Source organism: Mycobacterium sp. 852002-51971_SCH5477799-a, assembly GCF_001667145.1.
Classification (GTDB): domain Bacteria; phylum Actinomycetota; class Actinomycetes; order Mycobacteriales; family Mycobacteriaceae; genus Mycobacterium.
The window spans coordinates 75,173-90,084 of sequence record NZ_LZIF01000075.1 but is presented as its reverse complement, the minus strand read 5'-3'; the positions used below and the strand labels follow the sequence as shown (position 1 = coordinate 90,084).

12 protein-coding genes are annotated in these 14,912 nt (G+C 66.8%); 8 read left to right on the top strand and 4 right to left on the bottom strand.

Translation table 11 applies throughout. From position 1 onward, the window contains the following. The first annotated feature begins 354 nt into the window (after positions 1-354). The 6 genes from A5753_RS08370 to A5753_RS08345 all read left to right on the top strand — a co-directional run bounded on the left by A5753_RS08370 (position 355) and on the right by A5753_RS08345 (position 6,791). Positions 355-3,078 (top strand): ATP-binding cassette domain-containing protein, encoded by a 2,724-nt coding sequence (locus A5753_RS08370; protein WP_197694628.1) that lies wholly within the window; start codon positions 355-357, stop codon positions 3,076-3,078. 96 nt (positions 3,079-3,174) lie between these two features. After that, positions 3,175-3,615 (top strand): DUF402 domain-containing protein, encoded by a 441-nt coding sequence (locus A5753_RS08365; RefSeq protein ID WP_067125670.1) that lies wholly within the window; start codon positions 3,175-3,177, stop codon positions 3,613-3,615. A 36-nt stretch (positions 3,616-3,651) separates the two neighbouring features. After that, positions 3,652-4,662, top strand: a complete 1,011-nt coding sequence (ligD, locus tag A5753_RS08360) for a non-homologous end-joining DNA ligase (RefSeq protein WP_067125668.1) — start codon at positions 3,652-3,654, stop codon at positions 4,660-4,662. After that, positions 4,662-5,552 carry a non-homologous end-joining DNA ligase gene (gene ligD / locus A5753_RS08355; RefSeq protein ID WP_067125666.1) on the top strand — a complete coding sequence of 297 codons (891 nt, stop codon included), beginning with the start codon at positions 4,662-4,664 and terminating at the stop codon, positions 5,550-5,552. Before ligD (A5753_RS08360) ends, ligD (A5753_RS08355) begins: the two co-directional genes overlap by 1 nt. Beyond that, on the top strand, positions 5,545-6,321 hold the full coding sequence (locus A5753_RS08350; RefSeq protein ID WP_067125664.1) for an Fpg/Nei family DNA glycosylase: 777 nt from the start codon (positions 5,545-5,547) through the stop codon (positions 6,319-6,321). Before ligD (A5753_RS08355) ends, A5753_RS08350 begins: the two co-directional genes overlap by 8 nt. Positions 6,322-6,377: 56 nt before the next feature. After that, positions 6,378-6,791: a hypothetical protein gene (locus tag A5753_RS08345; protein ID WP_067125662.1), complete on the top strand. Its 414-nt coding sequence runs from the start codon at positions 6,378-6,380 to the stop codon at positions 6,789-6,791. 7 nt (positions 6,792-6,798) lie between these two features. Here A5753_RS08345 and coaE read toward each other — a convergent pair whose 3' ends face one another. The 3 genes from coaE to polA form a co-directional block, all read right to left on the bottom strand. After that, positions 6,799-7,977 (bottom strand): dephospho-CoA kinase, encoded by a 1,179-nt coding sequence (gene coaE, locus A5753_RS08340; RefSeq protein WP_067125659.1) that lies wholly within the window; start codon positions 7,975-7,977, stop codon positions 6,799-6,801. Positions 7,978-7,995: 18 nt separating this feature from the next. After that, entirely contained in the window at positions 7,996-9,432 is a 1,437-nt protein-coding gene (rpsA, locus tag A5753_RS08335; protein ID WP_067125657.1) for a 30S ribosomal protein S1, read from the bottom strand. A gap of 243 nt (positions 9,433-9,675) precedes the next feature. Next, positions 9,676-12,336 (bottom strand): DNA polymerase I, encoded by a 2,661-nt coding sequence (polA, locus tag A5753_RS08330; RefSeq protein WP_197694636.1) that lies wholly within the window; start codon positions 12,334-12,336, stop codon positions 9,676-9,678. A 164-nt stretch (positions 12,337-12,500) separates the two neighbouring features. On the opposite strand from polA, the gene A5753_RS08325 reads away from it, so the two are divergent. Together A5753_RS08325 and A5753_RS08320 are read left to right on the top strand one after the other, a co-directional pair. Beyond that, positions 12,501-12,944: a Zn-ribbon domain-containing OB-fold protein gene (locus tag A5753_RS08325; protein ID WP_067125653.1), complete on the top strand. Its 444-nt coding sequence runs from the start codon at positions 12,501-12,503 to the stop codon at positions 12,942-12,944. Between the two features lie 35 nt (positions 12,945-12,979). Further along, on the top strand, positions 12,980-14,143 hold the full coding sequence (locus tag A5753_RS08320) for a lipid-transfer protein (RefSeq protein ID WP_067125942.1): 1,164 nt from the start codon (positions 12,980-12,982) through the stop codon (positions 14,141-14,143). Between the two features lie 117 nt (positions 14,144-14,260). Here the strand turns inward: A5753_RS08320 and A5753_RS08315 are convergent, their stop codons facing one another. Beyond that, positions 14,261-14,884, bottom strand: a complete 624-nt coding sequence (locus A5753_RS08315; protein ID WP_067125650.1) for an ANTAR domain-containing response regulator — start codon at positions 14,882-14,884, stop codon at positions 14,261-14,263. Positions 14,885-14,912: the final 28 nt, after the last annotated feature.

The window sequence follows — 14,912 nt, the reverse complement described above, 5'->3', positions numbered from 1 at the left end:
GCCCGGCGCCGATGCGGCGAGTAGTCCCCTTGTGCTCGTTCGTCAATGCCTCGCCCCCCTCGTGTCCCGGCACCGCCCAGGTGTTGCCGCAATGTGATGCGGATCGCACACCATGAGCGTGCGCATCGCGATTGGGCCCTGAATTCCGTCTTGCTGTCTGCGAACACGACACTGTGCTCGGCACGCACGGACACAATCGAAGATTGCAACCCTCCCGATCGAATAATGCCGCACCGCAGTGGGCGATTCGTCGCAGCAGGCTATGAATGCGCTATGAGTCGGCGAATGAAAACAAAGGGAAGTCACAGCCGGGTCCAATAGAGCGCACTGCCGACGCGGGCCGATACTTGAGTAGTGACTCGACCCGCCCCGCCCATCCTGACAATTCGGCATGACGGGTCCCAACGATCCTTTGCGGCCGGCCACGAGGTGGTCGTCGGCCGCGACGTGCAGGCCGATGTGCGCATCGCCGATCCGCGCATCTCGCGCGCGCATCTGATCCTGCGGTTCGATCAAGGCCGTTGGCTGGCAATCGACAACGGCTCGCTGAACGGGACCTACCTCAACGGCTACCGGATGCCGGTGGTCGATATCCATGACGGCCAGAGCATTCACGTCGGCAACCCCCAAGGTCCGCGCCTGACCTTCGCGATCGGACCGCAGACCGGCCACGCCGGCCAGCCGTCGCGGACTCGGCCGAGCCACGACTCCGGACCGCCGACCCTGGCGTGGTCGGCGCTCGCTGAGCTAACGAATCCGACCCGCTCGCCGGCCCGGCCCGGGGGCCCCGACAGGAGGCCGGCGCGCGGCGGTCCGCAGGGTGCGCCGTCGCGTCCCACCCCACCCCGGCAGCCGGCGAGACCGCCGAATGCCCCGCCGCGACAGGCGCCACCGCCCCGCGGGCCACGGCAACCGGCGCCACGAGGCACACCACCCGAGGAACTGACCGTCATCGACCCCGGCTCGCCGGCAAGGATGCAGGCCGCGCCGCCCGGCGCCGGCGAAACCAAGGCACCGCCCCAGCCATCCGCCGCGCCCGCGACCGAATTCACCGTGATCAACGCCAAGACGGCCGACGTGTCGAACCTCGCGACGCGTTTTGTGAAATTGCTCTCGCCACGCGCGTCGTCGGCCGCGGGCACGGCAGGCGCCATGACGATCGGCCGCGCCCCCGAGAACGACATCGTTGTCTCCGATGTCTTGGCGTCCCGTCAGCACGCCAGCTTGGTGCCCACCCCGCTGGGCACCGAGGTCCGGGACAACAGCGTCAACGGAACGTTCGTCAACGGCACCCGGGTGGGGTCCGCCATCCTGTCCGAGGACGACATCGTCACCATCGGCAACGTCGACCTGGTGTTTCGCGACGGCACCCTGACCGAACACGGCGGCGCCACGGCGCGCACCGGCGGACTCGAGGTGCGCAACGTCAAGTACGTCGTCGACGCCGGCAAACAACTGCTGGACGACATCTCGCTGACCGCGCGCCCCGGCACGTTGACCGCCGTGATCGGCGGTTCGGGTGCGGGAAAAAGCACCCTGGCCCGGCTCATTGCCGGTTACACCACACCGACCTCCGGTTCAGTGACCTTCGAGGGCCACGACATTCACGCCGAATACGCCTCCCTGCGCAGCAGGATCGGCATGGTCCCACAGGACGATGTGGTGCATCGCCAGTTGACCATCAACCAGGCGCTGGGCTACGCCGCGGAGCTGCGGCTGCCGCCGGACACCAGCAAAGCGGACCGCGCCAAGGTCGTCGCCCAGGTGCTCGAAGAACTCGACCTGACCAAGCACGCCGATACCCGCGTCGAGAAGCTGTCCGGGGGGCAACGCAAACGCGCCTCGGTGGCGCTCGAGCTGCTCACCGGGCCGTCGCTGCTGATCCTCGACGAGCCGACCTCCGGTCTGGATCCCGCGCTGGATCTGCAGGTCATGACGATGCTGCGCCAGTTGGCCGATGCCGGTCGGGTCGTGCTGGTGGTGACGCACTCGCTGTCCTACCTGGATGTGTGCGACCAGGTATTGCTCATGGCTCCCGGCGGCAAGACCGCCTACTGCGGCGCGCCCGACCAGATCGGTGGGGCGATGGGCACCACCAACTGGGCGAAGATCTTCACCCAGGTCGGCGCCGACCCCGACGAAGCCAACCGCCGCTTCCTGGAACAGAACGAGGCCGAAAAGCGGCCCCAGCGGTACCTGCCGGACAAGGTTGACGAGCCGGGCAGTCTCGGCGAACCGGTTCACACCAGCGTGCGGCGGCAGATCTCGACCATCGCCCGCCGGCAGGTCCGCCTGGTGATCGCCGACCGCGCCTATTTCGTCTTCCTCGCGCTGCTGCCGTTCATCCTCGGCTCGCTGTCTCTGACGGTGCCGGGCAACAACGGCTTTCATCTCCCCGCACCCGCCGCGGGCACACCCGACGAAGCCGCGCAGATACTGGCCCTGCTGATGCCGGCGGCCGCATTCATGGGCACTGCCTTGACAATTCGCGATCTGGTCGGCGAACGCCCCATCTTCCAACGGGAGCAAGCGGTCGGGTTGTCGACCACCGCCTACCTACTCGCCAAGACCGCGGTGTTCTGCGGGTTCGCCATACTGCAGTCGGCGATCGTCACGGCGATCGTGGTGATCGGCAAGAGCGCCCCGACGCGAGGCGCGGTGTTGTTCGGCCACTCGACCGTCGGGGCCACCTTGGAACTGTTCGCCACCGTCGCGGCCACGTGTGTCGCCTCGGCCATTCTGGGACTGGCGATTTCGTCGCTGGTGCGCTCCAGCGAGCAGATCATGCCGCTGTTCGTGGTGACGGTGATGGCGCAGCTGGTGCTGTGCGGCGGGATGGTGCCGGTGACCGGCCGGCTCGGTCTGAACCAGCTGTCGTGGGCGATGCCGGCGCGCTGGGGCTACGCCGCGGCGTCGTCGACGGTGGATCTGCGCCACCTGGTGCCCGATTCGCTGCTCTCCCAGGATCGATTCTGGCAACACACGTCGAAGACCTGGCTGCTCGACATGGGCATGCTGGCGGCCTTGTCGATCTTCTACGCCGGCTTCGTGCGATGGAAGATCCGCTTGCGCCGGTAGCGGCTCGCCCGGCAGCGGTAGGGTGACACCATTCACCCGCCCAAGCACGAGACGTTCGACCTTCTGGCCAGCACCAACACCGATCCCAAAGGCATCGTGCGGGCCGTCGACGAATACGCGGTGCAACCGTGGGGCCTCTACATAGCCCGCCCCACCCCCGGTCGCGCCCAGTTCCACTACCTCGAATCCTGGCTACTACCGTCGTTGGGCCTGCGCGCCACCGTGTTTCACTTCAATCCCGGGCATGAACGCGACCATGACTACTACCTGGATGTCGGCGAATACCTGCCCGGCGCCACCGTGTGGCATTCCGAAGACCACTATCTGGACATCGAGGTCCGCACCGGCGCCAGAGCCGGACTCACCGATGTCGACGAACTGCTGGACGCCGTTCGCCACGGCCTGCTGACCCCCGAGGCCGCCGAGCGGGCGGTGCGACGAGCCGTGGCGGCCGTCGATGGCTTGGCGGCCAACGGCTATGACCTGTCGCGGTGGCTGGCGCACCACGGCATGTCACTGACCTGGCGCGGGCGGTAGTCGTTTTCACGGTCCGACGGCGGGTATGCACTTGAAATGACGGATATCGCCGGTCTGCCCGATGCAGTGCGTGAAACGCTGCACGCCGAACCGGTGCCCGTCTGGCGAGATCCCACACTGGCCACCCTGACCGACGAACGGTTCTGTGACCCGCAGTGGATTTTCGAACGCAAATTCGACGGTATGCGTTGCCTCGCCTTTCGTGACGGCGACGAAGTCCGTCTGCTGTCACGAAATCGGAAGCCGCTCAACGGAACTTATCCGGAGCTGGTCGATGCGCTCGCGGCCCAGCGCACTACCCGATTCGTGGTGGACGGTGAGGTCGTCGCGTTCCAGGGAGGCCGCACCAGCTTCGCCCGCCTGCAGGGACGCCTGGGTATCACCGACCCCGAGGTGGCCCGTGCCTCGCGAATCCGGGTCTACTACTACGTGTTCGATGTGCTGCACCTGGACGGCAGGGATACCACCGCGCTGCCGCTGCGCTGGCGCAAGCGACTACTCCGCGATGCGATCAGCTTCGATGATCCGTTGCGCAACACCGCGCACCGGGTCGGCGACGGCCTCGGCGCCTACCGCGCCGCCTGCGAGCGCGGCGACGAAGGAGTGATCGCCAAGCTGGCCGACTCCACCTACAACAGCGGCCGGTCAAAGAACTGGCTGAAATTCAAATGCGTCCGCGACCAAGAATTCGTCGTGGGCGGCTACACCAACCCGAAAGGCAGCCGAATCGAACTGGGCGCGTTGCTGCTCGGCTACTACACAGGACATGGAGAAAGCCGCGACCTCGTCTACGCCGGCAAGGTCGGCACCGGGTTCGACGAGGCCACGCTGCGCAGCCTGCACAAGCGGCTCTCCCCGCTCGAACAGGAGGCCCCGCCGTTCACCCGTGGATTGGTGCGCGAGAACGGAGCTCGCTGGGTGCGCCCGGAGGTGGTGGCGCAGATCGGGTTTACCGAGTGGACCCGCGACGGCAAGCTCCGTCATCCGCGCTACGAGGGCCTGCGCATCGACAAGGACGCCGCAGAGGTGGTACGGGAGACACGCTGATGACGCGCATCGACATCGAGATCACCCACCCGGATCGGGTCATGTTCGGCAAGGACGGGATCACCAAGCGGGACCTGGCCGACTACTACGGCGAGGTGGCCGAGACCATGCTGCCGCACCTGAAAGGCCGCGCGCTGACCGTGCAACGGTTCCCCCGTGGCATTGGCGAAAAAGGCTTCGTTCAGCAGGATTTCGCTGATACCTTGCCGGACTGGATGAGCGGGGTCGAGGTCGACAAAGAGGGCGGCACCCTGGTGCATCCGCTGGCCGAACGCCCGGAGGCGCTGCGCTGGTTGGCCAACCAGAATTGCATCACGTTGCATGTGTGGCAGTCGCGGCAGGGCAACCTGCACCATCCCGACCGGTTGGTCTTCGATCTCGACCCGTCCGACGCCGATTTCGCGGCGGTGCGCGCGACGGCCCACGCGGTGGCCGATGTGCTCGATGACCTGGGACTGGCACGCTACGTGCAGACCACCGGATCGCGCGGGCTACATGTGGTGGTGCCGTTGCGCGCCGAAACCGACTTCGACACCGTCCGCCAATTCGCCCGTGACGTCGCCGAAGTCGTCGCCGCCGATGACGACGCGCACCGCACCGTCGAGGCCCGCAAGGACAAACGCGATGGCCGCATTTACCTCGACGTCATGCGCAACGCCTACGCGCAGACCGCCGTCGCCCCCTACTCGGTGCGGGCCCGCGGCGGTGCGCCGGTGGCCACCCCGCTGGAGTGGGACGAACTGGACACGCGCGGTCTGCGGGCGGATCGGTTCAGCATTCGCGATGTTCCCAAACGGGTTGCTGGGCAGGGTGATCCGTGGGCAGACATGTTCCGGCACGCCCGCTCCCTCGCTGGGCCGCGCGAACGATTGGCGAAACTTCGTGCCTGAATTGCCGGATGTCGAAGGGTTCCGGCGCGAGCTCGCTAAGACCTTGCCCCACCGCCGGATTGAAGACGTAGACGTCCGCGACCCCGGAATTTTGCGCAACTCCTCCGCCACCACGCTCGCCCGGGGCCTGGTCGGGCGTCGCTTCCGTGCCCCGCACCGGCACGGCAAATGGCTGATACTGCCGACCGATGGTCCGGCGCTCCTGATCCACAGTGGCATGACCGGACACCCGTACTACACCCAAGCGGGCGCCGAGCCACAAAAGTATGAGCGCCTGGTGGTGTCGCTCGACAAGGGTGAACTGCGCTATGCCGACCTGCGCAAGCTGCGCGGGGTCTGGCTGACGGACGACCAGGACGACCTCGCCGACGTACTGGGCCCGCAGGGGCCCGACGCCCTAGACATGGGGCTGCGCGAGTTTCGCGACGTGGTGGCCGGGCGACGCGGTCGCCTGAAGCCGACGCTGATGGACCAGTCGGTGATCGCGGGCCTCGGCAATCTGCTCGTCGACGAAATCTGCTGGCGGGCCAGCATACGACCCACCGTTCCGGTTGCGGAGTTGGACGACGAAGCCGTCAAGGAGTTGCATCGGGCGATGACGCAAGTGCTGCACACTGCGGTACGCCACGGCCGGGTGCCCGGCCTTCCGCGTTGGCTCACCGGGGCACGCGACGATCCGGACCCGCACTGCCCGCGCTGCGGCAGCGCCCTTCGCCATGACCGGATCGGCGGCCGGATGTCGTTCTGGTGTCCCCATTGCCAGCCCTAGTGGCTCCGCCGAACAGCCTGGTGGACCGGGCGACGTCGGGCGTAATCTCAGCTGCTATGAGCCCCACATCCCGCAGGTGGATGCCGATCGCCGCGCTGACGGTCATCGCCGCTGGCGCCCAGCTGAGTCCGGCAATCGCGAGAGCGGATCTGCACAACATCACCTATCGGGCCAGGGTCGACGGCGTCACGACGGGGAGCCAGGCCACCTTCGTCATCAACGGCGGTCAGACGAACACGGCCGCGCTGAGCTCGATGCCTGGCAACGCTTTCGAAGCCGACACGGTGTTGCCCGATCCGCAGCAGGCCGGCATGCGTGTCGTGGTGCACTTCCCGTACTCGGCGAACGTGCACTGCGAAATCGACGTGGACGAGAACGTTTTCGTCCAATCCGACCAATTGGTCAGGCCGGTGGCCGGCAGTGCCGACCCGATGAACGGGGCGCTGCAGTGCGGGGCACCGTTGCCCTAGGCGCGTCTCAGGGCGTCCAGCCCGTCGAATCGGCCCACTCCCAGGCCCGGCGGTAGGCGTTGAGGAACCACGGCTCCTTGGCCTCGACGTAGGCCGCAGTGTCTCCGCCACCGCCCTTTTCGGCGGCGCGCTTGACGTTCACATAGTCGGCGCGGGCGTCGGGATTGGCCTTGAGCCAGTCGACGAACAGCAGGGCGAACTGCTGATTGGGCCAGCCGTCCACCCGGATATGCACGTTCGTCGGCCGGCCTGGGTCGGCCGAGGCGTGAATGCGCTTGCGCCACAGGGCGGCTTCGTCGTCCTTGGCCACGTCCTCGGTGATGTGCTCGATGCGCGGGTACCCGGCGGACAACAACGGTTCGGCGAGTTCGTCTGCGACGGCGAGGGATTCGACGGTGATCTGGACGTCGATGACGTCCTTGGCGGCGAGGTCCGGCACGGCGGTCGAGCCGATGTGGTCGACGCGCAGCGCGCGGTGACCGCAGCTGGTCCGCAGGCGGTTCACGATTCGGTGCGCCTGGTCCGCCCAACTGGGGTCGGGTGGAGCCAACCGGGCCGGAGCCCGGGCGATCTGGCGCGCGCTCAGGTTGTGCGCGAACGGGACGATGCGGTTGCTCCACACGTCGTGGGCGCGCTGGACCAACTCCTCCGTGCTGCCCGAGTTGTCCAGCCAGATGTCGGCGACCGCCCGACGCTGCTCGTCGCTGGCCTGCGCGGCGATCCTCGCGCGAGCGTCATCCTCCGGCATGCCGCGCTGGTCGGCCAGGCGCCGCAGCCGCACATCGACATCGGCGAACACGATGACGACGAGCGGGAACAGCGGCGCCATCCCGGACTCCACCAGCAGCGGAATGTCTTCGACTACAACAGAATCCTCGGGCACCGAGGCGATGATCTCCGAACGGCGATTGCCCACCAGCGGGTGGACGATCCCGTTCAACGTCTTGCGAGCCTCGTCGTCGCGAAAAGCCTTGGCGGCCAGGGCCGGTCGATCCAGCGATCCGTCCGGAAGCAGGATGTCACTTCCGAACGCCTCGACCAGGGAGGCGAGACCCTCGGTTCCCGGCTCAACGACCTCACGCGCGATGACGTCCCCGTCGACGATGACCGCACCGCACTGCGCGAAGGTGGATGACAGCGCCGACTTGCCGGCGCCGATGCCACCGGTCAAGCCGATACGCAGCATGGCGTGGTCAGGGAAGCGTCACGCGTTGCCGGCGAGTTTCTCCCGCAGAGCGGCCAATTGCGCATCGCTGGCCAGCGATCCGCCCGCCTTCTCCGGAGGAGCACCATTGCCCGGTGCCTGCTCGGCGTGCCCGGCGGCCTCGGCGGCGGCGAACTTCTCCATCTGCGTCGTGTGCATCTTGTGCCGGCGCTCGGCCTCGGCGTAGCGGGCCTCCCACTCGTTGCGCTGCTTCTCGAATCCCTCGAGCCATTCGTTGGTCTCGGAGTCGAAGCCTTCGGGGAAGATGTAGTTGCCCTGCTCGTCGTAGCTATCGGCCATGCCGTACTTCGCCGGGTCGAACTCCTCGGTGTAGTCCTCGTTGGCCTGCTTGAGCGACAACGAGATCCGGCGGCGCTCCAGGTCGATGTCGATGACCTTGACCATCGCGTCGTCGCCGACGGCAACCACCTGGTCGGGCACCTCGACGTGGCGCTCCGCCAGCTCGGAGATGTGCACCAGACCCTCGATGCCCTCCTCGACACGCACGAACGCACCGAACGGGACCAGCTTGGTGACCTTGCCCGGCACGATCTGACCGATCGCGTGGGTGCGGGCGAAGTGGCGCCACGGGTCTTCCTGAGTTGCCTTCAGCGACAACGAAACCCGCTCACGGTCCATGTCGACGTCGAGTACCTCGACGGTGACCTCGTCACCGACCTGCACCACTTCGGATGGGTGGTCGATGTGCTTCCAGGACAGCTCGGAAACGTGCACCAGACCGTCCACACCGCCGAGGTCGACGAACGCGCCGAAGTTGACGATGGAGGAGACGACACCCTTGCGGATGGCGCCCTTCTGCAGCTGGTTGAGGAACTCGCTACGCACCTCGGACTGGGTCTGCTCCAGCCAGGCGCGCCGCGACAGCACCACGTTGTTGCGGTTCTTGTCCAGCTCGATGATCTTGGCCTCGATCTCCTTGCCGATGTACGGCTGCAGATCGCGCACCCGGCGCATCTCCACCAGCGAGGCGGGCAGGAAGCCGCGCAGCCCGATGTCGAGAATCAGGCCACCCTTGACCACCTCGATCACGGTGCCCTTGACCGCCTCGTCCTTCTCCTTGAGCGCCTCGATGGTGCCCCAGGCGCGCTCGTACTGCGCGCGCTTCTTGGACAGGATCAGGCGACCCTCTTTGTCCTCCTTGGTGAGGACCAGGGCTTCGACCTCATCACCGACGGAAACGACCTCATTGGGGTCGACATCGTGCTTGATGGAGAGTTCGCGGGCGGGGATGACCCCTTCGGTCTTGTAGCCGATATCGAGGAGCACCTCGTCCCGGTCCACTTTGACGATCGTGCCCTCGACGATGTCCCCATCGTTGAAGTACTTAATCGTTTTGTCTATTGCGGCGAGAAAGTCCTCGCTCGAGCCAATGTCGTTGACTGCTACTTGCGGCGAGGTGACGGCGGGACTCGGCATGTTGTTGGGTTGCTCCGGACAGGTTTGGTCGTAGGGACAATTGGGATTACCTGTCGAGGCTACTCGACTGTGCACATGCTGGCCAAACTCAGCGCCGTCGATTCGCGTCGAATGGTCGCGCCGAATTTGACACCACGGCAAATTTTCCCGCGCTTTGTTTGCCGCAAGGGGGCGGTACGCCCACTCGGCGACCGTTTGAGCAGCTGATACGCGCTCGGCGGCCTGAATGCGCCATACGCCGGGTTAATGCGCCGCAGCGTCCCAGGAACGGCCGTATCCCACCGACACCTCCAGCGGGACGTCGAGCGGATAGGCGCCGCCCATCTTGTCGCGCACCAGCGCCTCCAGCTCATCTCGTTCGCCGGACGCGACCTCGAACAACAGCTCGTCGTGCACCTGCAGCAGGATGCGAGACGTAAGCCCGGCATCCTTGATCGCCTTGTCGACTTCGAGCATCGCCACCTTGATGATGTCGGCCGCGCTGCCCTGGATCGGCGCGTTGAGCGCCGCCCGTTCGGCCGCTTCGCGCACCTGACGGTTGCTGCTGTCGAGTTCGGGTAGGTAGCGCCGGCGGCCGAAGACCGTCGACGTGTAGCCGTCCTTGCGGGCCTGCTCCACGACCTGCATCAGGTAGTCGCGCACTCCGCCGAATCTGGCGAAGTATTGCTCCATCTGGTCTTTGGCCTCTTCGGTGGAGATCTTGAGCTGGGCGGAAAGCCCGTAAGCGCTCAATCCGTAGGCCAGGCCATAGGACATCGCCTTGACCCGGCGGCGCAGCTCGGCGGTGACCTCTTCGATCGGGACGCCGAATGCCCGGGAGGCGACGAACGAGTGCAGGTCCTCGCCGGTGTTGAACGCCTCGATGAGGCCTGCGTCCTTGGACAGGTGGGCCATGATGCGCATCTCGATCTGGCTGTAGTCGGCCGTCATCAGCTCGCTGTAGCCGTCGCCGACGACGAACGCATCGCGGATGCGCCTGCCCGCCTCGGTGCGGATCGGAATGTTCTGCAGGTTCGGCTCGGTCGACGACAATCTGCCTGTCGCGGCGATGGTTTGGTTGAACGTGGTGTGGATGCGCCCGTCCGAGGCCACCGAGTTCAGCAACCCGTCGACCGTGACCTTGAGCCGAGTGGCGTCGCGGTGGGTGAGCAGATGCTGCAGGAACGGGTGGCCGGTCTTGTCGAAAAGCGATTGCAGGGCATCCGCGTCGGTGGTGTAGCCGGTCTTGGTGCGCTTGGTCTTCGGCATCTCCAGCTCGTCGAAGAGCACCGTCTGCAACTGTTTTGGCGAGCCCAGATTGATCTGCTTGCCGATCACCGCATACGCCGCTTCGGCCGCGTCGCGGATCTGGTGGGCGAAATCGCTCTGCAGCTCGGTGAGCAGGTCCAAATCGACTGCGATGCCGGCATTTTCCATGCCCGCCAGCACCGCCTGTACCGGCAGCTCCATGCCGCTCAACAACGAGGTGGAGTTGATGCGGGCCAGTTCCTCGTCGAGCGCGTCGGCCAGATCCAGCACCGCCACGGCGCGCAAGATCAGCGTCTGCACGGCCTGGTCGTCGGTGCCTTCGGTATCGTCGAGCAGCGAAAGTTGCTGCTGTTCAGGGTTTTCCGCGCGCAGCTCGCGGCGTAGGTAGCGCAGCGAAAGGTCGTCGAGGGAGAAGCTGCGCTGCCCGGGCCGCACCAGGTAGGCCGCCAGCGCGGTGTCGGAGGTGACGCCGGCCAGCGTCCAGCCCCGCCCGGCCAGGTCATGCATCGCCAGCTTGGCTTCGTGCAGCGCCTTGGGTGGACCCGGATCGGCCAGCCAAGACGCCAGCGCCGCTTCGTCTTCGGGATCCAGCGTCGCGGTATCGATGTAGCGGCCCTCGCCATCGGCGGAGACGATGGCCAGCGCGGTGGCGTCGGCGTCGAAGGCCAAATGCGTGCCGACGACGGCCAGGCCGAACCGCTTTCCCGAGCTGTGCTCGGCCAGCCAGACGGCCAGCTCGCCGGCTTCCAGCGCGCCGCCGCGCACGTCGAAGCCCTCGTCGACCTCGGGCTCCACCGCGGCGAGGGTCTCGAACAACCGGTCCCGCAACACCCGGAATTCCAAGTCGTCGAAAAGCCGGTGAATCTGGTCGCGATCCCACGGTTGCAGGCGCAACGTGTCCGGGGTGTGGGCCAGCGGCACGTCTTTGACGAGATCGGTCAGCTCACGGTTGCGGATGACGCTGGCCAGGTGTGCGCGCAGCGCGTCGCCCACCTTGCCGCGCACCGAGTCGACGTTGTCCACCAGCCCCTGCAGCGACCCGTATTCGCCGATCCACTTGGAGGCGGTCTTCTCCCCCACGCCGGGGATGCCCGGCAGGTTGTCGCTGGGATCGCCGCGCAGCGCGGCGAAGTCGGGGTACTGCCGGGGTGTCAGCCCGTACTTCTCGACGACGGCATCCGGGGTGAACCGGGTCAACTCGCTGACCCCCTTGCGCGGATACAGCACGGTCACGTTGTCGCTGACCAACTGCAAGGAGTCGCGGTCACCGGTGACCACCAGCACCCGGTAGCCTTCGTTTTCGGCCTGCGTGGCCAGGGTGGCGATCAGGTCGTCCGCCTCGAATCCCTCCTCGGCGAGCACGGTGATGCCCAATGCCGCGAGGACTTCCTTGGTGATGTCGATCTGGCCGCGGAACTCGTCGGGCGTTGCCGAGCGGTTGGCCTTGTACTCCGGGTAACGCTCGGAGCGGAAGGTCTGCCGGGACACGTCGAAGGCCGCGGCGATATGCGTCGGTGCTTCGTCGCGCAGCAGGTTGATCAGCATGGCGGTGAAGCCGTAGACCGCGTTGGTGGTCAGCCCGCCGCGGGTTTTGAAGTTCTCGGCGGGCAGCGCATAGAACGCGCGAAACGCCAGCGAGTTGCCGTCCAGCAGCATCAGCGTCGGCGCGGTTTGTTCCTCGCTGGCCTTCGTGGTGGTTTTCGTGGCGGGCACGGGTCTCACTCTAGGCACCCGGTGCGACGCGCTGGGCGCCCCGACGGTGCCACCGGGAGAACTGCAACACGTTTCAGTTTTGGGTTTGGGCTGGGTAGTCTGGCCCAGTGCCCGAGGTCACCAGTCATGAACCCGCGATCGACGGGTGGTTCGCCACCGATGACGCCGGAAATCCCCATCTGATCGGCAGCAAGTGCCCCGAGTGCGGGACTTACGTCTTCCCGCCGCGGGAGAACAACTGCCCAAACCCGGCGTGCGCCAGCGACACGCTAGAGTCCGTCGCGCTGTCGACCCGCGGGAAGTTGTGGAGCTACACCGAAAACCGATACCCGCCACCGGTTCCGTACCCGGCGGCGGACCCGTTCGAGCCGTTCGCCATCGCCGCGGTGGAGCTGGCCGGCGAGGGAATCATCGTGCTCGGCAAGGTGGTCGAGGGCACGCTGGCGGCCGACCTGAGGGTCGGCATGGAGATGGAGCTGACCACGATGCCGTTGTTCACCGACGGCGACGGCGTGGAGCGCGTCGTGCACGCTTGGAGGATCGCGTCGTGAGTACTCCCGAACCGCTGTACATCCTCGGCGCCGGGATGCACCCCTGGGGCAAATGGGGTCGCGACTTCACCGAATACGGGGTGGTCGCCGCCCGCGCTGCGCTGGCCGAGGCCGGGCTGGACTGGCAGCAGATCGAGTTGGTCGCGGGCGCCGACACCATCCGCAACGGCTACCCGGGCTTCATCGCGGGGTCGACGTTCGCTCAGAAGCTCGGCTGGAACGGTGTGCCGGTCAGCTCCAGCTACGCCGCCTGCGCCAGCGGTTCGCAGGCGCTGCAGAGCGCCCGCGCCCACATCCTGGCCGGCTTCTGCGACGTCGCTCTGGTCATCGGCGCCGACACCACACCCAAGGGCGCGTTCGCCCCGGTTGGCGGCGAGCGCAAGAACGACCCCGACTGGCAGCGCTTCCACCTCATCGGCGCGATGAATCCGGTGTACTTCGCGTTGCTCGCGCGCCGGCGGATGGACCTCTACGGCGCGACGTCCGAGGACTTCGCTGCGGTGAAGGTGAAGAACTCCCAGCACGGCCTGCAGAACCCGAATGCCCGCTACCGCAAGGAATCCTCGGTCGAGGACGTGCTCGCCAGTCCGGTGGTCTCCGACCCGCTGCGGCAGCTCGATATCTGCGCCACGTCCGATGGCGCCGCGGCGCTGATCGTCGCCAGCGCCGAGTTCGCCCGCAAGCACCTCGGCTCGCTCGACGGCGTGCCATCGGTGCGTGCGGTCAGCACGGTCACCCCCCGCTACCCGCAGCATCTGCCCGAATTGCCGGATATCGCAACGGATTCCACCGCCGCGGTAGCCGCACCCGAGCGGGTTTTCAAGGATCAGATCCTCGACGCGGCCTACGCCGAGGCGGGTATCGGGCCCGAAGACGTGAGCCTGGCCGAGGTCTACGACCTGTCCACCGCGCTGGAACTCGACTGGTACGAGCACCTGGGGCTGTGCGCCAGGGGTGAAGCCGAGGAGCTGCTACGCAGCGGCGCCACCACGATCGGCGGCAGGGTTCCGGTCAACCCGTCGGGCGGGCTGGCGTGCTTCGGCGAGGCCATCCCCGCCCAGGCGATCGCTCAGGTCTGCGAGCTGACCTGGCAACTGCGTGGTCAGGCGACCGGCCGGCAGGTCGAGAACGCCAAAGTCGGCGTCACCGCCAACCAGGGCCTGTTCGGGCACGGCTCGTCGGTGATCGTCGCCCGCTAGGGGCTGGGGCCGCTGGCGGCTTTGACTGTGCGACAAGGGCTTTCAGTGTGCAACCTCGGCGCCTGCCGTCGGCGTGTCGTCGCCCTGAGCGCACACTCGATGCCGTGGCGTTGAGAGCTAGGCGTCTTTGGACGGATCCAAGGTCTCGAGGACGACTTCGGCCACCCGCTTCATCGTTGTCCTGCGGTCCATCGCGGCCCGTTGAATCCACTTGAAAGCCTCGGGCTCGGTCATGCCCTGTTCGCTCTGCAGCAGCCCTTTCGCGCGCTCCACGAGCTTGCGGGTCTCCAGCCGGTCGGACAGCGAAGCCACCTCGCGTTCGAGCTCGGCGATCTCACTGAAGCGGCTGACGGCCAGTTCGATGGCCGGAATGAGGTCGCTGATGGTGAACGGCTTCACCAGATAGGCCATGGCGCCTGCGTCCCGCGCCCGCTCCACCAAGTCGCGCTGGCTGAAGGCGGTCAACACCACGATCGGGGCGATGCGCTTGCTGGCTATCTCCGAGGCCGCGTCGATGCCGTCGCGGCGCGGCATCTTCACATCCATGATCACCAGATCCGGCTGATGACGCTCGGCCAATTCGACGGCTTCCTGTCCGTCGCCGGCCTCCCCGACGATCTCGTAACCCTCCTCTCGGAGCATCTCGGCGAGATCCATTCGGATGAGCGCTTCGTCTTCAGCGATCAGGACCCGGCGCGGCACAGCGGCGTCGGTGTCGGTGTCGGTCGTGGGGCCGGTCATGACGGATATTGTGTCGTGAACGCCTCAG